Below are 22,281 nucleotides of genomic sequence, written 5' to 3'. Positions count from 1 at the left end.
ACAATGACTTTGAGAAGAAAAGAAACCTTGGCCGCGTGGTTGTTCTTACTTCCTGGATTCGTGGGCTTTGCGATATTCGTCTTCGGTGCAGTCGTGTTCTCTTCCGTTCTGAGTTTCTTCGAGTGGGACATGCTGACCAAACCAACGTTCCTTGGCCTGAGGAATTTCACTAAATTGTTCCTCGAGGACAAAACCTTCCATCTGGTTTTCAGAAACACTCTCTGGTTCGTGCTTGGCACCGTCCCCACACGAGTCTTGCTCGGTTTGATCTTCGCACTCATCTTGGTTCGTAACATCCCAGGTCGTACGTTCTTCAGAGCCGCGATCTTCCTTCCAGTGATAATTCCAACGGTGGCAGCAGCGATGGTTTGGAGATGGATCTTCAACGCTGACTTTGGTTTGCTGAACGATTTTCTCTACCAAATCGGTGTTTCAAACTTGCCCAGATGGCTTTCTGATCCCAAGTGGGCGCTCGTTGCGATCGTGATTCTCAGTGTTTGGAAGGACGTGGGATTCTCAACTGTCATGTTCATGGCGGGCCTACAAAGTATACCGACGACCGTGTACGAAGCCGCAAGACTCGACGGCGCAAACGCTTGGAAAACCTTCGTTCACATAACGATGCCACTGCTTTCACCAACGACTTTCTTTGTTATCGTCATAAACGTGATCTCTTCGTTCCAAGTGTTCGATCAAGCCTATGTCTTAACTGGGGGAGGGCCTGGGAACGCTACCAATACCATCGTGTACTACATATACAACAATGCCTTTCAGTGGTTCAGGATGGGCTACGCAGCTGCGATAGCTTGGGTGCTGTTCGGCATAATATTCATCGCGACGTTCGTTCAGTTCAGGTACCAAAGAAAGTGGGTGTACTACGAATGAGGATGAAGGTCAAAGAAAAGGTTTTGAACTGGTCTTTGTTCTGTTTGATGGTGATAGTAGCTGTCGTCATGCTCGTGCCCTTCTTCTGGATGTTCTCAACATCGCTGAAGAGTTTGGGAGAGGTGTTCGAGTATCCACCAAAGTGGATTCCAAGACAACCTCACTGGGAGAACTACGCACGCATCTGGTCTGTGGTACCCTTTGGCAGGTATCTGCTGAACAGTGTCATAGTTTCCGGGTCCATCACGTTGTTACATTTGCTGGTTGCTTCGCTGAGCGCATTCGCATTTGCCAGATTGAACTTTCCTGGTAGGGACAAACTGTTCTTGCTGTACTTGGCTACGCTCATGGTCCCGGGTCAAGTCACGATGATACCAAATTTCATATTGATCAAACTACTCCGTCTCACTGATACCTACACGGGTTTGATCCTCCCTAATGTGTTCACAGCCTTCGGAGTCTTTCTGCTCAGACAGTTCTTCATGACGATACCCAAAGATTATGAAGACGCAGCACGCATAGACGGAGCTTCGAGATTCTACATCTACTCGAGGATAATTCTGCCTTTGTCTGTTCCCGCTCTCTCCACACTGGCGGTTTTCACATTTGTCTTTCAGTGGAACAACTTGCTCTGGCCGTTAGTCGTTGTGAGCAAGGACTCGATGAAGACGGTAACCATAGGGCTTGCGAGTTTTCAAGGAATGTATGGTACGACATGGAACTTGCTCATGGCGGCAGCCGTGATAGGCGTCCTCCCATCGATAGTGGCGTTCTTGATCGGACAGAGATTTCTCATAAAAGGAATCACATTGACGGGACTCAAGGCTTAGACCAAGCCCATGTCCCGCGAAAATACATGCTTCAAATTGTATAAATGGTCGATGAGATCGCAATGAAAAGTCTTCTAATATGGAAGTCGAAGAGCTTGAAAAGATTGTAAGGTAAACGCCTGGTACATCATCCTCTTTCATAGCAACTCGGAAATTCCACGTAATTCTTCTGCGGCTTTATCGACCCCCTTCAAAACATCTTCGTAAGTGAAGAAACCTTTTTCTTTTGTTAAAAGAAAGAGCGCCGCTCGCCGAACCCCGATTGAAAACGCCCTTCTGGAAAGTGCCCTGTGGCTTATCTCAACCACCTCGCCGGCATTTGAAAAGATCACCGTATGTTCACCGAAGATTCCACCAACCCTGATGGAACTGATCGATAAATCTCTTTGAATAACCTCCTTGAGCATCTTAGCGGTGCCAGAAGGTGCGTCCTTTTTTTGACTGTGGTGTATTTCTATCATTGCACAATCCCAATCCTTGAATTGTTCGCGGAAGGCCTTCAAGATCTCCTTCATGATGCTCATACCACTCGAAAAATTGTAACTCTGAACCACTGGCAACGTTTTCGAAAGTTCCCCCAACAACCTGAAAGATTCATCGGTTAAACCTGTTGTTCCGACGATCAGGCCACAGTTGTACTTTCTGCACAGCTCGACACTCTCTTTCAAGCCTTGCGGTGAGGAAAAATCAATGATCAACTGTGGGACATCCCGTTCTACGAAATGGTCAACATCCTTTTCAACGACGCATTCGTCGCCAAATGACGAGAAATATTCCATGATCTCTCTGCCCATCTTACCTTTGGACCCAACGATTCCGTACTTCAAACCACTCATTTGACCACCTCCAGTTCAAACAACGTTCTTCTTAATTGGTCCACTGTGGATTGTTTGGGTGGTACCAAAGGCAGACGAAATTCGTTCTCGATGCGACCCATCAGGTGAAGTGCAGCCTTCACCGGCATGGGGTTAGTCTCGACGAACAAGGACTTGAACAACTCAAGGTATTTGAAATGCAGTTCCCTTGCTTTCCTCAGGTTTCCCTCAAAAATCGCGTTAACCATCTCGACCATACGGTGTGGGATCACGTTCGACGCCACGGATATAACACCCTTCGCACCGGCACAAAGCATGTGAAAGGTTCTGTCATCGTTTCCGGAGTATACGTAGAAATCCATATTACGCGTCAGTTTCAAGATCTCATCGGATTGAGAAATGTCTTGATTGGCCTCTTTTATGGCGCGTATGTTTTTGCAGTCGTTCGCAAGTCTAGCCACGGTCTCTGGGGCTATATTTACACTGGTACGCGATGGAACGTTGTAGATAATTATGGGTATGTCAATTCTCTCCGAAAGGTACCTGTAATGAGCGTACAAACCTTCTTGGGTGGGTTTGTTGTAATAAGGTGTCACTACGAGTACAGCATCCGCGCCATTCTTAACAGCACTCAGGGAAAGCTCGAGAGTTTTGCGCGTGTCGTTGGTACCGGTCCCAACTATCACCTGAGCTCTTTTTTCACAGATTTCCTTGGTGACGGAGACCAAACGTTCCCTTTCGTCAATTCTCAGTGTCGCTCCCTCTCCCGTCGTTCCTGCAACCACAATTGCTTTGACGCCACTGTCGAGTTGCCACTCAACGAGCTTTTTGTAGCTCTCGTGATCCACCTCTCCGCCCTTGAACGGCGTCACGATAGCAGTTCCAACTCCCACGAACATGCCACTTTCCTCCATTTCTCAACCCCTCCTTATGAATAAAAAAGCGGGCTACATGTTTTGTAGCCCGCTCGTTGATGATCTTCTTTCTACATTGGCTTGCGCTCAGCTTGTACAAAACGAGCTAAGCGCAGGCCAACCATCAACGAGCGGGTGGCTGCGCTTAGCCTTCTTATTCTCAATAGAGTTCAAGGCAAATTGCCTGACAAATCGAAGAAATATGGCCATCACGATGGCACTCCTATGCTTTGTTTTTTGGTATTATACATAACCATCATGTAAGATGTCAAGAGATGAACAGACCGATGTCCTTGCGATAATACATGTTCTCGAAGTGGATTTTCTCAATCTCCTCGTAAACCCGTCTTCTGGCCTTTGCGTAAGTATCAGCCTTTGCACAAACGTTTAAAACCCTACCACCGCTGGTGACGATCTTTCCATCGACCTTCTTGGTACCTGCATGGAAAACGATCGCATCTTTCACCTTGTTCAAACCGAAGATCTCAAAACCCGTTTTGTAAGACTCGGGATAACCTCCGCTCACCAGAACCACGCAAACTGCCTTTTCTTTTGACCATAATATTTTGCGTCTCTCCAATTCTCCCTCGACCACGGCCTGGAGCATTTCCAAAAGATCACTTTCCAAGAGCAGCAGAATGGACTGAGTTTCTGGATCACCGAACCTGCAGTTGAATTCGAGCACTTTGGGACCATCTTGAGTGATCATCAGACCCAGATAAAGGACGCCTTTGTAGATCACGTTCCGCTTCTCGAGTGCTGGGAAAAGCTTGTCCAAGATTTCCTCTCTCACACTTCGCCACAGGTTCTCGCTGTAGTGCGGTGCCGGTGCGATTGAACCCATTCCACCCGTGTTGGGCCCCCTGTCGCCATCGTAGATTTTCTTGTAATCCATCGCACTCATCATGGGAACGTAAGTTTTACCATCGGTGAGAACCATCATGCTCATTTCTTTGCCTCGCAAAAACTCTTCGACAACGATCCTCTCACCCGACTCTCCAAAGATCTTTTTCCTCATCAACGAATCGATCACGTTGAACGCTTCTTCACGACTCATCACCACGTAACTTCCTTTACCTTGCGCCAAACCATCCGCCTTTATAACGATTGGAAATTCGCAGCGTTCAACATACTTTTCTGCCTGAACAGGGTCGTCGAACAACCTGAACCGCGCCGTTGGTATCCCACACTCGTCCATGAGCAGTTTTGCGTAAACCTTACTGCACTCGAGCTGAGACGCTTTTCTGTTTGGTCCAAAGATTTTGAGACCGTGCGATTCGAAAACGTCGACCACACCTTGTGCCAGATACGCCTCCGGACCCACGACAGTCAGATCTATCTTCTCTTTCAAAGCGAGCTGTAACAGTTCATCCACACTTTTTGCTTCGTAGCACGTCGCATCCTGGCAGATACCACCGTTACCTGGAGCGCAGAAGACTTCGTATCCTTCCTGGTGGAGTTTCCATACCAACGCGTGTTCGCGACCACCCGAACCTATGACGAGCGCCTTCATGGTACCACCTCAGTGCTTGAAGTGTCGTGTACCTGTGAAAATCATCGCCACGTTGTATCTGTTCGCCATCTCGATGACCTCTTGGTCCCTCACCGACCCACCTGGTTGTATGATGGCTGAAACCCCTGCTTTCGCCGCGATCTCGACAGCGTCCGGGAATGGGAAGAACGCATCGGAGGCCAGCACGGAACCTTTTGCCTTCTCTCCAGCCTGTCTGACGCAATGTTCTGTAGGCCAGACTCTGTTAGGCTGTCCTGCACCGATGGCGAGCGTGGTGCGATCCTTGGCCAGCACGATCGCGTTGGATTTCACATGCTTGACAACTTTCCAGGCGAAGAGCAGATCTTTCAGCTCTTCCTCGTGTGGTGCACGCTCAGTGACTACTTTCAACTGTGCGTAGTCGGTAAGGTCGGGTGTTTGAAAGAGCACTCCCCCGGAAATTCTTCGCAGATCGTAGATCTCACCCTTTTGGTTCAAATCGATCTGAAGGAGCCTCAGGTTCTTTTTCTTTTTCAAGATCTTGAGTGCTTCAGCGTCGAAACTTGGTGCCAGTATCACTTCGAGAAATATCTCAGAAAGCTTCTTAGCAGTCTCAGCATCGACACCTCGATTGAATGCCACGATTCCTCCAAAAATCGAAACTGGGTCAGCAGCCTTTGCCTTCTCGAAAGCCTCGAGAGTTGAATTTGCACAGGCGACAGCGCAGGGGTTGGTGTGTTTGACAACGACGCAGGTGGTGTCCTCGAAATCTTTCACAACCGACAAGGCAGCGTCGGCATCGAGGTAGTTGTTGAAGGAAAGTTCTTTTCCATGAAGCTGTTTTGCATTGACGATTCCAGACGGAACAAGCACATCTTTGTACAGGGCCGCTCGCTGGTGTGGATTTTCACCGTAGCAAAGTTCGCACACCTTCTCGTAAGATAACGTGAGGTATCTTGGGAAGAGATCACCCGCAACGCGAGAGAAGTACTGAGCAATCATAGCATCGTACCAGGCGCTGTACTGAAAAGCCTTCAAGGCGAGTCTCAATCTGTCGTTCAAGATTAAGGAATTGACCTTCACCTTTTCAACAAACCATTCGTAATCGGACACATCGCACAGCACAGCAACGTGTTTGAAGTTCTTGGCTGCGGCCCGAAGCACAGCGGGTCCTCCGATGTCTATGAAATCAACAAGCTCGTTGAGTTCTTTCTTTTCATGTACCGCGCGCGAGAAAGGATAGAAGTTCACGATTACTACATCGATTGGTTCTATCCCAAGCTGTTCAAGTTCTTTCATCTGAGAAGGATCGTCACGGTTCGCGAGGATCGCCGCGTGGATGTAGGGATGCAAACTCTTCACCCTGCCTCCCAGTAGCTGGTTGAAGGATGTGATGTTAGAAGTGGGAACGACGTTCACGCCGTTTTTGGAAAGAAATTCGGCCGTTCCACCTGTACTCATAATTGTGAATCCAAGCGTTGCAAGTTCGCGCGCAATCTCCACTATCTTTGTTTTGTCCCAAACTGAAATCAACGCTTTAGGCATCGTCTTCCCTCCTGATGAGAACTTTCCTACCGACTATGCGCAATTCGTTTTCCACGATCAACTTGATCGCTTCTGGCAACACCTCGTGCTCAACTTGTTTCACTTTTTCGGCGAGAGTCTCAGGCGTGTCGTCATCGTCAACCTCGACGGGTCTCTGCAGTATGATCGGACCTCCATCGACGCTTTCGTCAACGAAATGGACCGTGACACCCGTGATCTTCACCCCGTACTGGATCACGGCCTCGTGCACTTTCATTCCGTAATAGCCTGGACCACAAAAGGCAGGAATCAAAGACGGATGCACGTTGATGATTTTCCATCTGAAGGCGTCGATGAAATACGGAGAGAGTATGTTCAAAAAACCAGCCAGAACGACCAGATCAACGTTGTGCGCCTTGAGAATGGCTATCATTTTGTCCTCGTATTCGGTTTGGCTTTGAAAGTCCTTCTTCCTGACGACGTACGAGGGTATGCCCAAGGATCTCGCTTTCTCCAAGGCTGGAGCATTCTCTCTGCTGCTTATGACGACCGAAACAACTGCAGGTAATTCCCCGCTCAAACATTTCTTCGCAATCGAATACATGTTCGTACCGGTCCCCGACACGAGAATACCTAAGGAAGCTTTCCTCAAAGAACGATCCTCCTTTCACCCCTTTTGATCTCACCGACAACCCACACCTCTTCACCGAGATTCTTGAGTGCTCTGGCGATTCTGTCCGCAGAGTCTCTTTCAACGATCAACATGAAACCTATTCCCATGTTGAAGGTTCTGAACATCTCCGACTCGTTGATCATCCCGAGTCGCTGGATCAGGCTGAATATGGTCGGTACTGGCCAGGAACTTTTGTCGATTCGAGCCTCCAGACCAACAGGTATCACTCTGGGAAGGTTTCCAGGGATACCCCCACCCGTAATGTGCGCCATCGCATGGATAGAACTATCCAGAACTTTCAGCACGCTCTTCACGTAGATCTTGGTCGGCGTGAGCATTTCCTCACCGAGTGTTTTGCCGAGTTCGTCAACGTAAGAATCTACTCTGTAATGACTCAAGAGGATTTTCCTCGCCAAAGAAAAACCATTGCTGTGAAGCCCGCTCGAAGCGAGCCCAAGTACGAGATCACCTTCGCTGACCCTTGAGCCGTCCAGGAGCTGATCTTTCTCAACGATACCAACCGCAAAGCCAGCCAGGTCGTACTCGTCCTCGCCATAAAAATCTGGCATCTGTGCCGTTTCTCCCCCTATGAGTGCGCATTCGGCTTCCACGCAACCCTTCACGATCCCCGTGACGATCTGTTCCACACGCTCAACGTTCAACTTCCCCACCGCGAGGTAATCAAGAAAGAAGAGCGGTTTTGCGCCGTGCACCAAAACGTCGTTGACACACATCGCCACACAATCTATACCCACAGTATCATGCTTGTCCATCATGAAAGCGATCTTCAGTTTCGTTCCCACACCATCCGTGCCGGACACGAGCACCGGTTGACGGTAATTCGAAGGCAATTCGAAGAAACCACCGAAAGAGCCTATCCCTCCGAGCACTTGCGGTACGTACGTGAGCCGCGCCAAGCGTTTGATCCTTTCTACGCTTTCATCGGCTGCGTCCCGATCCACACCCGCCTCCTTGTAAGATCTCATCAAGGTTCTCACTCCTTTTCAAAAAGGTACTTCGTGCAAAAACTCGGAACCTGCAAAGGATAAATACCGTTGAAGCATGCGAGACAGAGACGATCCGAAGGCAGCCCAACAGCCTTTACCAGCCCTTCGAGGCTCAAATAGCCGAGCGAATCAGCCCCTATGAGTTGCTCGATCTTCTTTTCTTCGAGAACTGCCGCGATGAGTTCCCTCCTGTCGGATGTGTCGACTCCGAAGTAACAACCGTACCGTATAGGGGGTGAAGCGATGCGAACGTGAATCGACCTTGCCCCGGCAGTTCTCAACATCTTCACAATTTGACCCATCGTCGTGCCCCTCACGATGGAATCGTCAACCAAGACTATGCTTTTTCCTTTCACGAGCTCTCTCAAAGCGTTCAACTTGAGTCTGACCCCCAGGTTCCTGAGCTTCTGAGATGGTTGTATGAAAGTCCTACCGATGTATTTGTTTTTGATCAGACCCATTCCGTACGGGATACCACTCTGATTGGAATAACCAATGGCGGCGACGGTGCCAGAGTCTGGCACGCCTACGACAAGGTCTGCATCGGCAGGTTGTTCGATCGCCAGTATTCTGCCGGCTCGCTCTCGTGCAGCATAAACGCTCACGTTCTCCAGCACACTGTCGGGCCTGGCGAAGTAGACGAACTCGAAAATGCAGAACGCACTCCTTGAAAAAGCCGTCTTGTGAGACTCCACACCATTTTCATTCACCAAAACGACCTCTCCAGGTTCGATGTCTCTGACGAATTCGGCTCCCACGGCATCCAATGCGACCGTTTCCGAGGCGAACACCACGCAGTCATCCAGTCTGCCCATGCAGAGTGGACGAAAACCGAGTGGATCCCTGATGGCGATCAAACTATTTTGGTTCATGAGGAGCAAGCAGTAAGCACCCTGCAGGGTACGTGTCACATCGAGGCAAGCATGTAACATGTCCGGGCCTTGCTCGATCAAGAGTAACGCAATGATCTCACTGTCAGTGGTCGAACGAAAAGGTAATCCTTTCTTTTCAAGTTGACTCCTGAGCTCGCGCGTGTTGATTATGTTTCCATTGTGTGCCACCGCCAAGCTGCCTTGTTGACCTGCAACGACTATGGGTTGGGCGTTCTCGAACACGTTCGAGCCCGTCGTCGAATACCTCACATGGCCGATCGCAACGTGTCCGGAAAGCTCACCGAGCACTTCCTCGTTGAAGACGTCGTTGACCAGTCCCAAACCCTTATGATACTTGATCTTCTCTCCATCACCAACCGCGATGCCTGCACTCTCTTGACCTCTGTGCTGAAGAGCGATTAGACCATAATAGACAGTTCTGGAAATCTTCGGATCAGGTTTTGGAGAAAAGATTCCAAACAGTCCACATGATTCCTTCATTGGTTCACCAGCCTTTGCAAGGAAGACTCGTAGACCTCTTTGATCTTCCTCACCGGTTGGTCGATGAGCTTTCTTCCGTTCAGTTTTACGACGAGTCTGTCGCCCATGACCCTTCCGAGGACCGCTATGGGTACGTTTTCGTTTTTGGCGAGCTGGATCAATCGTTGGAGATTCTCCTCGGCCAAGCTGACGAGTATCCGGGACTGTTCTTCACCAAACAATAGAAAATCGGCTCGAGAATCGCTCCATAAATCGCATAATGCCCCGATGTTTCCTATGATGCACGACTCGGCAAGAGCGACTACCAGGCCACCTTCAGAAAGATCGTGTGCAGAATTCAGCAACCCATCTTTGATTGCGTTCAAGCAACACCGTTGAACTCTCTTTTCGAGCTCGAGATCGATCGTTGGGGGGAGTATGTTCTCGATCTTGTGTATCAGCCTCGTGTACTCACACAAACGCTGATCGGCAGACATAGGCCCGAGAAGGACTATGACGTCGCCTGGGTTTTTGAAACTTGCGGAGCAGATTCTCGATGCATCCTCTATGAGTCCCACCATGCCGACGATCGGTGTGGGATGGACCCTGCTCGTTTCTGTCTCGTTGTAGAAACTCACGTTGCCACTCACCACAGGAGTGTTGAGTGCTGTGGCCGCATCTCTCAGCCCATCGATCGTCATTTCGAACTGGTAAGCAACCTCTGGTTTGTCAGGATCGCCGAAATTCAAGCAGTCTGTCAAAGCCAATGGTTCGGCACCCGTAACAATCAGATTCCTCGCAGCCTCGCACACGGCTATCTGCGCACCGACGTAAGGATCTACAGAGCAGTAGAACGGATTGCAATCTGCTGTCACTGCCAAAGCCTTACTCGTTCCTTTTATCCTGAGGACCGCTGCATCGTGGCCGGGTCTGAGCACGGTATCTGTTCCAACCATGTGGTCGTACTGCTCGAAGACATAACGCTTGCTACAAATGTTGGGACTTGCAAGTATTTCCAGGAAGATTTCTTCAAGGTTGTTCGGCATCGGTATCTCAACGTGTGAAGAATTCACAGGCTTCAAAGCGACAGGATCGAGCTGGACCAGAGGAGCCTCTGTGAGAAGCGCTGCAGGAATTTGGGCAACGATCTTTCCATCGTACAGGGCTGTGAAGAAACCATCGTCCGTGACCTCGCCTATCCTTGTGGCCCTCAGACCCCACTTTTTAAAGATGGATTTGACCCTTTCCTCTTTTCCTTTTTCAACCACCAGGAGCATCCTCTCCTGCGACTCGGATAGGAGTATCTCACCCGGTGACATACCTTTCTCCCGAACCGGGACACACGAGAGATCTATCCGAACGCCCTTGTGGGCCTTTGCCGCGATCTCCGAACAGGCGGAGGTCAAACCAGCCGCACCCAGATCTTGTATTGTGAGAACTGTATCGAGCTTTGCTGCTTCAACGCAGGCTTCTATGAGGAGTTTCTCCATGAAAGGATCAGCTATCTGAACGCAGGGCCTCTTGTTTTCGCTCTCCTCTGATAGAGTCTCAGAGGCGAAACTGGCACCACCTATTCCGTCTCGACCAGTGAGCGATCCAACGAGCAACAAAGAGGCGCCGGATTTGACAGCTTTGGAGAACTTCAGATGTCTCTGCTCAGCCAGACCGACACACATGACGTTCACGAGTGGATTTTGTGCGTAGCATGGATGGAAATAGATCTCACCGGCGACCGTCGGAACGCCTATGCAGTTCCCATAGAACGAAATACCCGAGACGACCCCACCGAACAGATACTTGACGCGCGGTTCAGACAGATCACCAAAGCGTAAAGAGTCGAGCAAAGCTATCGGACGTGCTCCCATTGCGAGCACGTCTCTCACGATACCACCAACGCCTGTCGCTGCACCGTGAAAGGGTTCAACAGCCGACGGATGGTTGTGACTCTCCATTTTGAACACGACCGCCAGACCGTCACCTATATCCACAACACCGGCGTTCTCTCCAGGTCCCTGGATCACCCTTGGACCTTTCGTTGGCAACCTGCGCAGGGAAGACCTCGAGTGCTTGTAACTGCAATGTTCAGACCACATTACGGCAATCATCGCGATCTCGACGTCGTTCGGTTCTCTCGCGAGTTTTTCCAGGATGTGCTGATACTCCTTGTGACTGAGACCGTAATCTTCAATTCGCCTCATGATCGTGCCTCCGAGTGAAGTAACTGAGTAAAGATTCGAAGATTTTCCTACCGTCCGTGTTCCCAAGGATTTCCTCGCAGCATCTCTCAGGATGAGGCATCAGACCAAGAACGTTGCCTTTTTCGTTGATCACACCGGCTATGTTAAAGCAAGAACCGTTCGGATTGGAATCCTCTGTCACGTTGCCGTGTTCATCGCAGTACTGAAAAACTATCTGATCCTCTCTTAGCTGGTCATCAGGAATGAAGTATCGACCCTCACCGTGCGCAATGGGTATGCGCAGTACCTGACCGTCTTCAAGCAAACAGGTGAACGGTGTTCTGTTGTTCACAACCTTTATGTGGACGTCCCTGCACACGAACTTCAGCCCATCGTTTCTCAGGAGAGCCCCGGGTAGAAGTCTGCTCTCAGTGAGTATCTGAAAGCCGTTGCATATACCCAGGACGAACCTTCCTCGGCTCGCTGCCTCTCGAACGCTCTCCATAACTGGAGAGAAACGTGCGATGGCACCGGCGCGAAGGTAGTCTCCGAAGGAAAAGCCCCCGGGAAGGACTATCAGATCGAACTCGTCAGGTGGAAAACGATCTTCGTGAAAGATGTAGTGACAGTCGAGGCCGAAGACATTCTTCAGAACATGAAATGCATCTCTATCGCAATTCGACCCCGGAAAAACCACGACAGCACACTTCATGGGACTTCCTCCACATCGAGCAGTTGGTAGGATTCAATGATTGGATTTGCGAGTAATTTTTCACACATTGCTTTTGTTTGTACCATCAGTTGCGATTCGTCCTCTACGTCGATGAGGATCTCGATCAATTTTCCGAGCCGGACCTCTTTCACCCCGTTGAAACCGAGTTTCTCCAGGGCTCCCTTGACCGTATGACCCTGCGGATCGAACACACCGTCTTTTGGTAGTATCTGCACTTTCACTCTGTACATCTTCCTCACCCGCAAACGCGCCTGTAAATTTCCCAGTAGGCCTCTTCAACGTTTCCAAGATCCCTTCTGAACCTGTCCTTGTCGAGCTTCTCCTTAGTGGAAGCATCCCAGAAACGACAGGTGTCCGGGGAAATTTCGTCGGCCAAAAGGATTCGATCGTGATGTCTACCAAACTCCAGCTTGAAATCCACTAAGACGATGTTCTTTTCTGCGAGAAACTTCTTGAGAACTTCGTTCACTTTAAGGGCTATCTGTTCGATCTGTTTCAGCTCGTCTTCGCTCGCCAGCTCCATTGCTAACGCGTGGTAATGGTTGATCATCGGATCGCCGAGTTCGTCGTTCTTGTAACTGAATTCCAGAACGGTTCTTTTCAGAATAGTACCCTCTTGCAGTCCCAATCTTTTCGACAGGCTACCTGCGGCTATGTTTCGAACGATGACCTCGATCGGTATTATTTTCACCGCCTTCACGAGCATCTCTCTGTCACTCAAAAGCTTGACGAAATGAGTTTCAATATCGTTTTGCTCCAGCAATTGAAAAAACCTGGCCGAGATCTTGTTGTTCAAGACGCCCTTGTTCTGTATCACACCACGCTTCTTGCCATCGAAAGCGGTTGCATCGTCCTTGTACTCGATCACCAGATAGTCCTCGCTGTCGGTCCTGTAAACCCTTTTGGCCTTCCCTTCATAAATCATTTCGAGCTTTTCCATGCGGTTGTCCTCCTCTCAAAGATCTTTCTTGCCTGAACCTTTTTTTAGCGACTCACGGTACAAGAGAAGTTTCTGCTTCAGATCAGCATTGTTCAACGCCAGGATGGACACTGCGAACAACGCAGCGTTTTTGGCACCATCTATCGCCATGCAGGCAACAGGAACACCTGTCGGCATCTGGGCAACGGAGAGCAGCGCATCAAAACCATTCAAAGAGGCGCTCAGGGGAACTCCTATGACTGGGAGGATCGTGTTCGCTGCGACTACTCCAGGAAGATGTGCAGCTTTGCCCGCCATGGCTATGATCAAGGAGAAGCCGTTCCTTTCTGCGTCTCTGGCGAACTGAATCGTTTCAATGGGGGTTCTGTGGGCCGAAAGAACGTAAACTTCGCAGGGAACTTCGAACTGGGCAAGGACCTCTGCTGCCGCTCTGGCATGGTTCAGATCCGTTTCACTGCCCACCAAGATTGCCACTTTCAAGCAATTTCACCTCCATAAAAACAAAAATCCGGTAGGCCTTGGTCTCTACCGGTAAAGAAATGAGCCCTTGTAGCCAGGACAGTTTACGGCTGTCCGGTAGAGACCCCCGAGCCTTATTCCCGGGGTTATACAAGGGCCTTTCCCTGTGGGAGGGAATATTCACTTTACACTTTTATTTTACCACGGCAGGTGGCAGTGTGAAGGCGAGACGTTTTGAGAACACGTTACAAAGAGTTGAATCGCAGATAGCACGCGCTCGAAAGAGCAAAAAGCGCCTTTGCTGGGCATCGACTGGGTTTTCCACATTTTCGTTCGTCTCTGTAAGAATCTCTCCGTTTTGGCTCAACCGAACACCGCCAATCTCGAGTGAAGGATTTCTCAAACCTCCATTTCACGTCTTAAGGAGCGCGAAAAACCATTCTCTGCTCAGCCCATAAAGCAACACCTTAGATCAGTTCCAGTTACGATTTGACATTCCCAACTCCCTAAAGCGGATAGGATTCTTGAGTTCGTTAGGCTGTTTTCCGCAGAGCGTTGAATACTCCATAACCAAAAAGATGTGGATTAAACCTCACACTCTGACGGGACAATCTCACTAACACTTGGTACCTTTCCACGTTCTATGTACTTGTACCACAAAGTTTAATCGTCCTCAAGCCCCTTCATCTCCCTTAAGGAGAAGGACTTGCGGGGCTACTTGTTTGTCACGGTTGGCACATTGGCATTTTCCGAGGGGTGCTCCCCATCAAACAGATGAAGCGGAGATGAAAAGTTTTAACTCACCCTTTAAGTCGTGGTGCACAATCTTGCTCTAAGATCGTCTTTGGAGGTGCTGGAATGCTCGAAAGGGTTCTGGAACGAAGGAGCTTGGTCACAAACCTTTTGGTTGCGCTCGGATTCTCAGTTTTGACGGGTGTGGCAGCACAGATCAGGATACCTCTTTTCTTCACGCCTGTTCCGATCACGGGACAAACCTTCGTGGTTCTTCTGACACCGTTTCTCATAGGATCTTGGTCGGTGCTGAGTCAAACGATGTACGTCGCTTTAGGTGTCGCTGGTCTTCCATGGTTCAGCGGTTGGAAGGCAGGTTTGAGCGTTCTGCTCGGACCCACGGGTGGTTATCTGGTTGGCTTCATCGTTGCTTCACTTTTCCTTTCGAAGCACAGGACCAGGTCTTATCTTGGAACAGTTGTCTCGATGCTCTTTGCCAATTTCCTGATGATACACGGTCTGGGTTTAACACAGATGGCGCTCTGGTTCTATGCGAAGGGCTCTAACCCAGATCTCTGGAAACTGCTTTCGATGTCTCTTCTTCCATTCGTACCGGGAGACTTGGTCAAAATCTTCTTGGCTTCCTCGATCGCTGTGAAGACGCTTCAAAAAGAGTGAACCCCGCCTGGGGGTTCACTCCTCGATAGGCTCAAAATCTTCCTTGGGTGCTCCACATACGGGGCAAACCCAGTCCTCGGGGACGTCATCGAACGGTGTACCGGGTGCGATGTCGTTGTCTGGATCACCTTCGGCTGGATCGTAAACATAACCGCAGATGATGCATCTGTACTTCTGCATGAGAAAACCTCCTCGAAGTGTTTTCTGTCATCTCAGGTTTTGACCTCTCTCATGTCTCTGTTTGTCTTCAAATATTCTATCATGCGGAAGATGAATTATACTCATCTTGGTGATACAGAATGCTGCTCGAAAAGATTGACGAAGGTTTGTTCAAGCCGGATTACGAAAACTTTTCACTGGTGAACCTGTCAAACTTCGTTCTCAAGCATTTCAACGCTCAAATCAACCATGCACCGTATCCTCTCGAGCGTTTCATCTCCGGGGTGTCCGAGGGCGTCGAAAAAATTGTGTTCTTCCTCATAGACGCTCTGGGCATGTCAAGTTTGGAAAGGATCTTGAACAAGGATCGCGTCTTTCACGAGTACGTTGTGTTAGAAGCCACTTCGGTCTTTCCTACCACGACGTCTGCTGCGATAACTTCTCTTTTGACAGCCTCCGCACCCATCGAACACGGCGTTCTCGGTTACATCCTCTACATAAGACAGCTTGGAACACTACTGAACATGATCGAACTCTCATCACCGATCATGGGTAGGGTCACTTCCACGTTGAGTAACAGGGAACTCATGTTCGAAAAGACCGTGTTCGAGAAACTTTTGGAAGTAGGTGTGAGGAGTTTCGTTCTGACATCGAAGACGATCAGAGGTTCAGGCCTTTCGAATCTCATCAACGTTGGGGCGTCGATCAGATCTTACCAGAGCTTTGGGGACATGTTCGCCAAATTTCGTGATATCCTGCAGGAGAGTGGACCATCCTTCAGCTTCGTCTACTGGGGGCTCCTGGATTCGATCGGTCACAAGCTTGGCGTTAATTCCGAAGCATTCGAGAGTGAGCTTTACTGGTTGCTGAGAATGCTGTCGAGAGAAATACTGCCGGTCCTGCCACGAAACACCCTCTTGATAGTGCTCGGAGACCACGGCCAGATCTTCACGCCCTGGGAGAGAGAAACTTGGTGGTCGTGGAAGGATGAGGTTTCAACGTTCTTTTCTGTTCCACCCGGCGGAGAGATGAGGATGATGCACATCTACACCAATTGTTCAAAAGCAGTGATAGAATATCTAAATGAGAAATACAGAGATAGGGCTCTCGTACTGACGAAGGAACAAGCAATAAACCAGGGACTGTTCGGCGATACCGGTTCGATAGCTGCTGCAAGCATTGAGAGAATCGGAGACGTAGTGCTCATCGCAAAAGAAAATTATTCTTTCTACTTCAAGTACACGGGGAAAGAAGAGAGTTTGAAATCCAAACACGGGAGCCTCACATTGGAAGAACTGTTAGTTCCTTTGATGGTCTTCAGGAGGTGATAAGTTCTTACTGAAAAGTCCAACTCACGGAGAATTGGAGATCGACGAGGTGAAGTCCTGCGTCGACAGGTTTCTGAACAATGGTTCCTTCAAGCTGTTCATAGGTTCCGACAGCGACGAAAGAGACGGTGTAGTGACATTCGCCACAGTTTTTGTGGTTTACAAACTCGGTGTGGGGGCCATCTATTTTTATACTGTGAAGCGTGAGCGCCGGTACTACGACATATATTCGAGGATCTTTGAGGAAACTCACCTGAGCTTGGAGATGGCAAACTTCGTGAAACAAAACTTACACTTGGACAGTGCTGAGATCCACATAGACGCAGGTTATGATGGTCCCAGCAAGCAGGTCATACCCTCGATAGTAGGTTACGTCAAGGGTATGGGTTACAGTTACAGGCTGAAACCATGGGCTTTTGCGGCCACAAAGGTTGCCCACAGGCACACGAAATGAATCACGACTCGGCCATCGCGAAAATTTCGCACAGCTTTTGTCTGTCGACGTTTCCTCCAGAGAGCACCGCCACTATTTTCCCGTTTCCCGAGGGCAGCTTTCTAAACATGGCTGCGGCAACAGTTACGGCTCCGGAAGGTTCAACCAACACTTTGCAGCGCTCGAGCAAAAACACTACGGCCTGAGCAATCTCTTTCTCTGAAACAAGTAGGATGTCGTCAACGTACCTCTGGACGATGGGAAAGGTCAATTCGCCCGGGCTGGCTGTTCTCAAACCATCAGCGATCGTGTGAATGTTGTGAAGCTCCACTCTCTGCCCAGCCTTGAAAGACAGATAAGTACTGTTGCTCTGTTCAGGTTCCACTCCGTAGATCCTCACGGAAGGACGTCTTTCTTTCACGTACGTCGAGATACCAGCTATCAAACCGCACCCACCGCAGGGGACCAAGATGGCATCGACTTCGTCGAGTTGCTCAAGTATCTCCAGTCCGACGGTCCCCTGGCCGGCCATGATCCAATAATGATCAAACGGAGGAACAAAGACTCTTCGTTCCTGCTCGGAGATCTCCTGGGCCCGGCGCAACCTCTCAGTCGACGACGTTCCGAATCTCTCGAGTTTCGCGCCGTAACCCTGTATCGCTATGACTTTGGCGGGTGAGGCATCTTGCGGAACCACAACTTTCACGTCGATTCCAAGCATTTTTCCGGCGAGTGCCAGGGCCTGGCCATGGTTTCCAGAAGAACCAGTCACCACACCTCTGTCACGCGATTGCCTGTCCATTGACAAGAGGAAGTTCATCGCACCACGAATTTTGAAGGACCCACTTTTTTGGAAGTTCTCCGCCTTCATGAAGACCTGAAAGTTGGAGATTTCGTTGAGCGTTCTCGATGTGAGTAGAGGTGTTCTGTGAACGTAACTGTGAATCCTTTCATATGCTTGCTCCACGTCTTTCGCAGTCAACATGTTCATCATTCCACCCTTCTGATCTTTCTCGCTATTTCAAACATTATGATACCTGCGCTGACCGACACGTTCAGTGAGTCTATGTCTGAATACATGGGTATCGCGATCAGCTGATCGCATTTTTGTTTGACGAGTCTGCTCAAGCCCTCACCTTCATTTCCAAAGACCAACCCAACGGGTGGTTGAAAATCCTCTTCGTAGATGCTCGTTCCCTCCATGTCGGCACCGTAGATCCAGTAGCCCTTTTCCTTCAGATTGTCTATGGTTCTGGGAAGATTCGTTACCTTCACCACAGGGATTCTCAAAAGAGCACCCGCCGACACCTTTACGGCCGATGGTGTGACATCCACGGAGCGATCCTTGGGTATCACGATTGCACCTGCTCCCGCTGCCACAGCAGTGCGGGCGATCGCACCAAGGTTATGAGGATCGTTTATGTGATCGAGCAAAACTACGAGATCACCTTTGATCTCGGATTCATCGGCGTACTTGAACTCCAGATCGATTACGACACCTTGGTTTTTCTCTTCGCCACAGAGTTCGGCAAGTTTTCTGCTCGAGACAAACGTGAACGGAAAGTTCGCTTTCTTGAGCTTCTCAACGAGCGAAGAAGGCTTATTCCTTTCATCCGCCCTCAGATAGACTTTCCTCACCAAATGATGCGATTTTAGAACTTCCTCAAGGACGTTTCTACCGTAGACGATCATCGTTGCGCTCCATCAAACTGAAATTCAGAATCTCGAGCAGACGATCGCGATCACCTGCAAGGTAGAGATAACCTATGAGTGCTTCCAGCGCTGTACTTTTACGGTAGTTCTCATCGTTGCCATATCTTTTTGCACATTTGCTGTTCATGGCACGTTTTACTACACTGAGCTCCTGTTCGCTGAGTCGAGGAAAGAGTTGTTCGAGACATTTAGCTTGGAACTCCCTCGAAACCAAACTGGTAACTTTTTTGTGTATCCGTCCAACGCTCAGGTTGTTCAACGATCTGACCTTGGCGAAGAAAGAATGTACGGCGTCTCCCAAATAGGCAAGCGTTGCGATGGGTAAGGAACTCAAATCAATCTTGCTTTGAGACGGCAAATTTTCTAACAGCCAGTTCGTCAAGGTAGAGTCTGTGTGCTCGATCCTGCTCGAACACATACGTTCTGAACCTTCTTTCCCTCAGGTTCTGAAGTATTTTTCTTTCCTTCCTCGCTTCGAGGTACTGATTCCTCAGGATGTCTTCCTGTTGTCTGAGCTGAGTTAACTTCTCCATTAGAAGACTGAGTTCAGCTTGAATCGAATCTTTGTAGGTCAAAAGCTGCGACAGTTCTAAGCCACTTATTCCTCGTGACGACAGGGTCAAGGTTTTCAGCTGGAGGCCCTTCAACTGTTCCTCACATTTTCTCAGACTGTCTTCAATGCGTCTCATCTCAGTCCTTAGCGCGCTCAGCTGTATTTTGAGCTGTTCTTCCTGCGACATTTTCAGCGATAGAAGTCTTGACAGTCTGAATCTGAACATACCAACACCCAAGAATATTATAAGTGATACAATGATTTTCAGAACGGCTGTGGAGGTGCGACGATGGACTTGGTGGACTTCAAGATGACTAAAGATGGGCTCGTGCTGGTGATAAAGGATTACGAGAGCATCCAGGTGATACTTGATCAAATCGTGTCGAAGCTTTCTCAGATGAAGGGATTCTTTGCCGCGGGTGACAAGATCATGCTCATGATGGAAAGGCACGAAATGCACTCACACGACATACCCAGAATCGTTTCACTGTTGAGACAGCACGGGATAGATGTTGCGCAAATTCTTATAGGTGAGTCTTTTCAGAACGATTTGAGTTCCTTGAGCAGGATGAAGTTGCTCGAGGAGCGCGAAACGAGATCTGGCACCAAAGTTGTGAAGAAGCATGTCAGATCGGGTCAGGCCGTGGTTCATTCGGGAGACATCGTGGTTTTGGGTAATGTTCATGCGGGTGCAGAACTGCTTGCAGGTGGTTCCATTGTTGTTTTCGGCAACGTCAAGGGTACGCTTCGAGCCGGTCTGAACGAAGGAGACAGCGCGATCATCGCCGCTTTGAGCATGCAACCGACGTTGCTCCAGATTTCCGGATACATCCTGAGAGAAGTGTCAAACTACGAAGAACCGGTCATAGTTCAGGTGAAAAATGGTAAGATCGTTGTGGAAAAAGCCAAAGCTTGATAAGTGTACCGGTCTCGTCATCACAAGCTATCGTTGGAGAAGTCTTAGGAGCGGCAGAGGTGAACGTTTATCAAAACCAAGGATGGTCATAGAATACTGACGGTATGGGTCGAAACCCCTGTCGTGTTTGGTTGGTATGACTTCTTCTTTACTCAAAACGTTGTTTGTTGGTGACTAACTTGAATCAACTGGTTTTTGGAGGTACCATGATGGAGATCGAAGTAGTTGAGCTTTGTCTTGAGTCATTGAGGTCAGGTTGTTTTCCAGTCGGTTCGGTAATTACAAATGCTGAAGGACAGATAATCTCAAAGGGTAGAAACACCATTCACGAATCAGAGCCTAAAGGTTATCCAGTCTTTGGTAACAGCATTGCTCATGCTGAATTGAATGCACTGGTTTCTATGAAAAGAATCCCAGACGATTTAGACGTCTCTGATTACGTTATTTATACTTCTATGGAACCGTGTGTCATGTGTTTTGGAGCGATCTACATGTCGGGAATAAAGAACGTGGTCTATGGAATGAAAGATGGTGTGGGTGGTGGATTGAATCTGTACGGTTTGACCCAGTACTACAGCAGAAAGAAGATAAACATTTGTCAAAACAAGAAACTCGAAAAGATCCAGGCGGTTCTGGTGGGTTTTCTGTGCGATAAAAGCTATGTGCAACGCGCGGGATTTTGGCAGACTTATATTTCGATGTATCCAGCTGAATATTCCATAGCCGAACAATTAAGAGAAAGTGGTGTCTACGATAAAATCATGGCTAACGAACTCGGCGCAGCTCAATTCATTGATATCGTTGAAAGATCTACTCGTGGGTGAATCGATCTTTACTCAAAAGGATTTGCGTTCTTCATAACACGAGCATGTTCTGATTTTCCATAAAAGATTAGATCCAACAAAAAGCAAGATGTCAAGAACACCTTGAGTATCAAGTTCTGAGACAAAGGAGTGATGTGCGTTGAACACGAAGGAGTTGCTCATGCAGTTGTCGAATTTGGACGGACCATCTGGTTTCGAAACAATCGTGCTCGATGCGATAGAGCCCATGCTGGCAAAGGTGTGCGACAGAACTTGGCGCAACAAGGTCGGCACACTCGTGGGCGAGGTGAAAGGTTCAGGCAGAAAGAAGGTTGGAATCTTCGCGCACGTTGATGAGATTGGTCTTGTCGTGGCAAAGGTGGAAGAAGGAAACTTTCTCAGGCTTGAAACTGTCGGCGGTGTCGATCCGAAAGTCTTACTCGCGCAGAGGGTCAAGGTGTACACGAAGAAAGGAACCGTCAGCGGTATCGTGGGCACGCTTCCTCCTCACCTTCAAAAAGAAGAACACAGAGCGCGTTTCCCGGATTACGACAAGATCTTTGTTGATGTCTCGTGCGACACTGCTGCAGACGATGTGCGTGTCGGTGACGTCTGTGTATTTGATGTCAAGGCGATGGAGATAAACGGTAAAATCTGCGGTAAGGCCTTGGACAACAGGGCTGGGTGTGCTTCACTCTTGCTTGCAGTAGAGTCACTTCAAAGGCTGAGGCACGAATCAGACGTGTATTTCATCTTTTCGAGTCAAGAAGAGATCGGTGGCCCGGGAGCTGGTTCAATTGCTTATGAACTTGAACTTGACGAAGCGATCGTTATCGATGTGACCCACGCGAACGTGAAACAGAGTGCATTTCCGACGATCAAACTCGGTGAGGGTCCCGTGCTGTCAGTTGGACCGGCGATCGACTCGGAATTCTATAAACGTGCGGTTGAAACTGCGCAGAGAAACGGAGTGAAAACACAGATTGAACCGATACCGGGCCGTTCCGGTACGGACACAGACCAGGTACAGATTACACGCATCGGTGTTAAAACCTTGCTCGTGTCGATACCACTCATGTACATGCACACGCCCGTCGAGGTGGTCGATCCGAGGGATGTCGAAGAAACGGCAAGGCTCTTGGCATTGATCGTGGCCGAGTGAGGA

Annotated in this window: 25 protein-coding genes and 1 riboswitch; of the genes, 8 read left to right on the top strand and 17 right to left on the bottom strand. The window is 49.1% G+C overall.

What is annotated here, in order from left to right; genetic code table 11:
- The first annotated feature begins 3 nt into the window (after positions 1-3).
- Positions 4-885 (top strand): carbohydrate ABC transporter permease, encoded by an 882-nt coding sequence (locus AJ81_RS08470; protein ID WP_031505130.1) that lies wholly within the window; start codon positions 4-6, stop codon positions 883-885.
- Positions 882-1,715, top strand: a complete 834-nt coding sequence (locus tag AJ81_RS08465; protein WP_031505129.1) for a carbohydrate ABC transporter permease — start codon at positions 882-884, stop codon at positions 1,713-1,715. The genes AJ81_RS08470 and AJ81_RS08465 overlap by 4 nt, the downstream gene beginning before the upstream one ends.
- Before the next feature lie 137 nt (positions 1,716-1,852).
- On the opposite strand, the gene AJ81_RS08460 is transcribed toward AJ81_RS08465, so the two are convergent.
- The 12 genes from AJ81_RS08460 to purE form a co-directional block, all read right to left on the bottom strand.
- A complete protein-coding gene (locus AJ81_RS08460; protein ID WP_051368783.1) occupies positions 1,853-2,551 on the bottom strand; it encodes a 4-hydroxy-tetrahydrodipicolinate reductase in 699 nt (232 codons plus the stop codon).
- Positions 2,548-3,429: a 4-hydroxy-tetrahydrodipicolinate synthase gene (gene dapA, locus AJ81_RS08455; protein ID WP_031505127.1), complete on the bottom strand. Its 882-nt coding sequence runs from the start codon at positions 3,427-3,429 to the stop codon at positions 2,548-2,550. Before dapA ends, AJ81_RS08460 begins: the two co-directional genes overlap by 4 nt.
- Before the next feature lie 283 nt (positions 3,430-3,712).
- On the bottom strand, positions 3,713-4,957 hold the full coding sequence (gene purD, locus AJ81_RS08450; protein WP_031505126.1) for a phosphoribosylamine--glycine ligase: 1,245 nt from the start codon (positions 4,955-4,957) through the stop codon (positions 3,713-3,715).
- Between the two features lie 9 nt (positions 4,958-4,966).
- Positions 4,967-6,481, bottom strand: a complete 1,515-nt coding sequence (purH, locus tag AJ81_RS08445; RefSeq protein ID WP_031505125.1) for a bifunctional phosphoribosylaminoimidazolecarboxamide formyltransferase/IMP cyclohydrolase — start codon at positions 6,479-6,481, stop codon at positions 4,967-4,969.
- Complete coding sequence (gene purN / locus AJ81_RS08440; protein WP_031505124.1) at positions 6,474-7,112, bottom strand: phosphoribosylglycinamide formyltransferase; 639 nt, start codon at positions 7,110-7,112, stop codon at positions 6,474-6,476. The genes purH and purN overlap by 8 nt, the downstream gene beginning before the upstream one ends.
- Entirely contained in the window at positions 7,109-8,119 is a 1,011-nt protein-coding gene (gene purM / locus AJ81_RS08435; protein ID WP_031505123.1) for a phosphoribosylformylglycinamidine cyclo-ligase, read from the bottom strand. Before purM ends, purN begins: the two co-directional genes overlap by 4 nt.
- Before the next feature lie 8 nt (positions 8,120-8,127).
- Positions 8,128-9,513 (bottom strand): amidophosphoribosyltransferase, encoded by a 1,386-nt coding sequence (purF, locus tag AJ81_RS08430; protein ID WP_031505122.1) that lies wholly within the window; start codon positions 9,511-9,513, stop codon positions 8,128-8,130.
- On the bottom strand, positions 9,510-11,690 hold the full coding sequence (purL, locus tag AJ81_RS08425) for a phosphoribosylformylglycinamidine synthase subunit PurL (protein WP_031505121.1): 2,181 nt from the start codon (positions 11,688-11,690) through the stop codon (positions 9,510-9,512). The genes purF and purL overlap by 4 nt, the downstream gene beginning before the upstream one ends.
- Positions 11,677-12,381 carry a phosphoribosylformylglycinamidine synthase I gene (gene purQ / locus AJ81_RS08420; protein ID WP_031505120.1) on the bottom strand — a complete coding sequence of 235 codons (705 nt, stop codon included), beginning with the start codon at positions 12,379-12,381 and terminating at the stop codon, positions 11,677-11,679. The genes purL and purQ overlap by 14 nt, the downstream gene beginning before the upstream one ends.
- Positions 12,378-12,632, bottom strand: a complete 255-nt coding sequence (purS, locus tag AJ81_RS08415) for a phosphoribosylformylglycinamidine synthase subunit PurS (protein ID WP_031505119.1) — start codon at positions 12,630-12,632, stop codon at positions 12,378-12,380. The genes purQ and purS overlap by 4 nt, the downstream gene beginning before the upstream one ends.
- Before the next feature lie 5 nt (positions 12,633-12,637).
- Entirely contained in the window at positions 12,638-13,342 is a 705-nt protein-coding gene (gene purC, locus AJ81_RS08410; RefSeq protein WP_031505118.1) for a phosphoribosylaminoimidazolesuccinocarboxamide synthase, read from the bottom strand.
- A gap of 15 nt (positions 13,343-13,357) precedes the next feature.
- Positions 13,358-13,816 carry a 5-(carboxyamino)imidazole ribonucleotide mutase gene (gene purE, locus AJ81_RS08405; RefSeq protein ID WP_231845491.1) on the bottom strand — a complete coding sequence of 153 codons (459 nt, stop codon included), beginning with the start codon at positions 13,814-13,816 and terminating at the stop codon, positions 13,358-13,360.
- 56 nt (positions 13,817-13,872) lie between these two features.
- Positions 13,873-13,975, bottom strand: a riboswitch (purine riboswitch).
- 684 nt (positions 13,976-14,659) lie between these two features.
- Here purE and AJ81_RS08395 point away from each other — a divergent pair.
- The gene (locus AJ81_RS08395) at positions 14,660-15,211 is read left to right on the top strand and encodes a biotin transporter BioY (protein ID WP_038059850.1); all 552 of its coding nucleotides are present in this window, start codon (positions 14,660-14,662) and stop codon (positions 15,209-15,211) included.
- A 15-nt stretch (positions 15,212-15,226) separates the two neighbouring features.
- Here the strand turns inward: AJ81_RS08395 and rd are convergent, their stop codons facing one another.
- A complete protein-coding gene (gene rd / locus AJ81_RS08390; protein ID WP_031505114.1) occupies positions 15,227-15,391 on the bottom strand; it encodes a rubredoxin in 165 nt (54 codons plus the stop codon).
- A 119-nt stretch (positions 15,392-15,510) separates the two neighbouring features.
- Between rd and AJ81_RS08385 the strand changes: the two genes are divergently transcribed.
- Together AJ81_RS08385 and AJ81_RS08380 are read left to right on the top strand one after the other, a co-directional pair.
- Positions 15,511-16,698 (top strand): alkaline phosphatase family protein, encoded by a 1,188-nt coding sequence (locus AJ81_RS08385; protein WP_031505113.1) that lies wholly within the window; start codon positions 15,511-15,513, stop codon positions 16,696-16,698.
- 49 nt (positions 16,699-16,747) lie between these two features.
- Complete coding sequence (locus AJ81_RS08380; protein WP_231845472.1) at positions 16,748-17,152, top strand: ribonuclease H-like YkuK family protein; 405 nt, start codon at positions 16,748-16,750, stop codon at positions 17,150-17,152.
- A gap of 1 nt (position 17,153) precedes the next feature.
- On the opposite strand, the gene AJ81_RS08375 is transcribed toward AJ81_RS08380, so the two are convergent.
- The 4 genes from AJ81_RS08375 to fliJ are packed head-to-tail and all read right to left on the bottom strand — an operon-like array spanning position 17,154 to position 19,623.
- Complete coding sequence (locus tag AJ81_RS08375) at positions 17,154-18,122, bottom strand: threonine ammonia-lyase (RefSeq protein ID WP_231845473.1); 969 nt, start codon at positions 18,120-18,122, stop codon at positions 17,154-17,156.
- Positions 18,122-18,823: a 23S rRNA (guanosine(2251)-2'-O)-methyltransferase RlmB gene (rlmB, locus tag AJ81_RS08370; protein ID WP_031505110.1), complete on the bottom strand. Its 702-nt coding sequence runs from the start codon at positions 18,821-18,823 to the stop codon at positions 18,122-18,124. The genes AJ81_RS08375 and rlmB overlap by 1 nt, the downstream gene beginning before the upstream one ends.
- A complete protein-coding gene (locus AJ81_RS08365) occupies positions 18,807-19,178 on the bottom strand; it encodes a Mini-ribonuclease 3 (RefSeq protein ID WP_257008727.1) in 372 nt (123 codons plus the stop codon). Before AJ81_RS08365 ends, rlmB begins: the two co-directional genes overlap by 17 nt.
- Position 19,179: 1 nt before the next feature.
- Positions 19,180-19,623: a flagellar export protein FliJ gene (gene fliJ, locus AJ81_RS08360; protein ID WP_031505108.1), complete on the bottom strand. Its 444-nt coding sequence runs from the start codon at positions 19,621-19,623 to the stop codon at positions 19,180-19,182.
- 69 nt (positions 19,624-19,692) lie between these two features.
- Between fliJ and minC the strand changes: the two genes are divergently transcribed.
- The 3 genes from minC to AJ81_RS08345 all read left to right on the top strand — a co-directional run bounded on the left by minC (position 19,693) and on the right by AJ81_RS08345 (position 22,278).
- Entirely contained in the window at positions 19,693-20,313 is a 621-nt protein-coding gene (gene minC / locus AJ81_RS08355) for a septum site-determining protein MinC (protein ID WP_038059859.1), read from the top strand.
- A 209-nt stretch (positions 20,314-20,522) separates the two neighbouring features.
- Complete coding sequence (locus tag AJ81_RS08350; protein WP_051368786.1) at positions 20,523-21,137, top strand: nucleoside deaminase; 615 nt, start codon at positions 20,523-20,525, stop codon at positions 21,135-21,137.
- A gap of 139 nt (positions 21,138-21,276) precedes the next feature.
- Positions 21,277-22,278 carry a M20/M25/M40 family metallo-hydrolase gene (locus AJ81_RS08345; RefSeq protein WP_031505105.1) on the top strand — a complete coding sequence of 334 codons (1,002 nt, stop codon included), beginning with the start codon at positions 21,277-21,279 and terminating at the stop codon, positions 22,276-22,278.
- The last annotated feature ends 3 nt before the right edge of the window (positions 22,279-22,281 follow it).

The organism is Pseudothermotoga hypogea DSM 11164 = NBRC 106472 (genome assembly GCF_000816145.1).
GTDB lineage: Bacteria > Thermotogota > Thermotogae > Thermotogales > DSM-5069 > Pseudothermotoga_A > Pseudothermotoga_A hypogea.
Note: the sequence above shows the minus strand (reverse complement) of the source record. Positions and strands in the feature narration are given on the sequence as shown.

Coding starts and splice junctions, on each gene's coding strand:
- AJ81_RS08350 (WP_051368786.1), top strand. CDS start 20,523: ATGGAGATCGAAGTAGTTGAGCTTTGTCTTGAGTCATTGAGGTCAGGT.
- purS (WP_031505119.1), bottom strand. CDS start 12,632: ATGTACAGAGTGAAAGTGCAGATACTACCAAAAGACGGTGTGTTCGAT.
- AJ81_RS08465 (WP_031505129.1), top strand. CDS start 882: ATGAGGATGAAGGTCAAAGAAAAGGTTTTGAACTGGTCTTTGTTCTGT.
- purH (WP_031505125.1), bottom strand. CDS start 6,481: ATGCCTAAAGCGTTGATTTCAGTTTGGGACAAAACAAAGATAGTGGAG.
- AJ81_RS08470 (WP_031505130.1), top strand. CDS start 4: ATGACTTTGAGAAGAAAAGAAACCTTGGCCGCGTGGTTGTTCTTACTT.
- rlmB (WP_031505110.1), bottom strand. CDS start 18,823: ATGATCGTCTACGGTAGAAACGTCCTTGAGGAAGTTCTAAAATCGCAT.
- purC (WP_031505118.1), bottom strand. CDS start 13,342: ATGGAAAAGCTCGAAATGATTTATGAAGGGAAGGCCAAAAGGGTTTAC.
- rd (WP_031505114.1), bottom strand. CDS start 15,391: ATGCAGAAGTACAGATGCATCATCTGCGGTTATGTTTACGATCCAGCC.
- purF (WP_031505122.1), bottom strand. CDS start 9,513: ATGAAGGAATCATGTGGACTGTTTGGAATCTTTTCTCCAAAACCTGAT.
- AJ81_RS08375 (WP_231845473.1), bottom strand. CDS start 18,122: ATGAACATGTTGACTGCGAAAGACGTGGAGCAAGCATATGAAAGGATT.
- purD (WP_031505126.1), bottom strand. CDS start 4,957: ATGAAGGCGCTCGTCATAGGTTCGGGTGGTCGCGAACACGCGTTGGTA.
- AJ81_RS08395 (WP_038059850.1), top strand. CDS start 14,660: ATGCTCGAAAGGGTTCTGGAACGAAGGAGCTTGGTCACAAACCTTTTG.
- AJ81_RS08460 (WP_051368783.1), bottom strand. CDS start 2,551: ATGAGTGGTTTGAAGTACGGAATCGTTGGGTCCAAAGGTAAGATGGGC.
- purQ (WP_031505120.1), bottom strand. CDS start 12,381: ATGAAGTGTGCTGTCGTGGTTTTTCCGGGGTCGAATTGCGATAGAGAT.
- purL (WP_031505121.1), bottom strand. CDS start 11,690: ATGAGGCGAATTGAAGATTACGGTCTCAGTCACAAGGAGTATCAGCAC.
- fliJ (WP_031505108.1), bottom strand. CDS start 19,623: ATGTTCAGATTCAGACTGTCAAGACTTCTATCGCTGAAAATGTCGCAG.
- dapA (WP_031505127.1), bottom strand. CDS start 3,429: ATGTTCGTGGGAGTTGGAACTGCTATCGTGACGCCGTTCAAGGGCGGA.
- purM (WP_031505123.1), bottom strand. CDS start 8,119: ATGAGATCTTACAAGGAGGCGGGTGTGGATCGGGACGCAGCCGATGAA.
- AJ81_RS08385 (WP_031505113.1), top strand. CDS start 15,511: ATGCTGCTCGAAAAGATTGACGAAGGTTTGTTCAAGCCGGATTACGAA.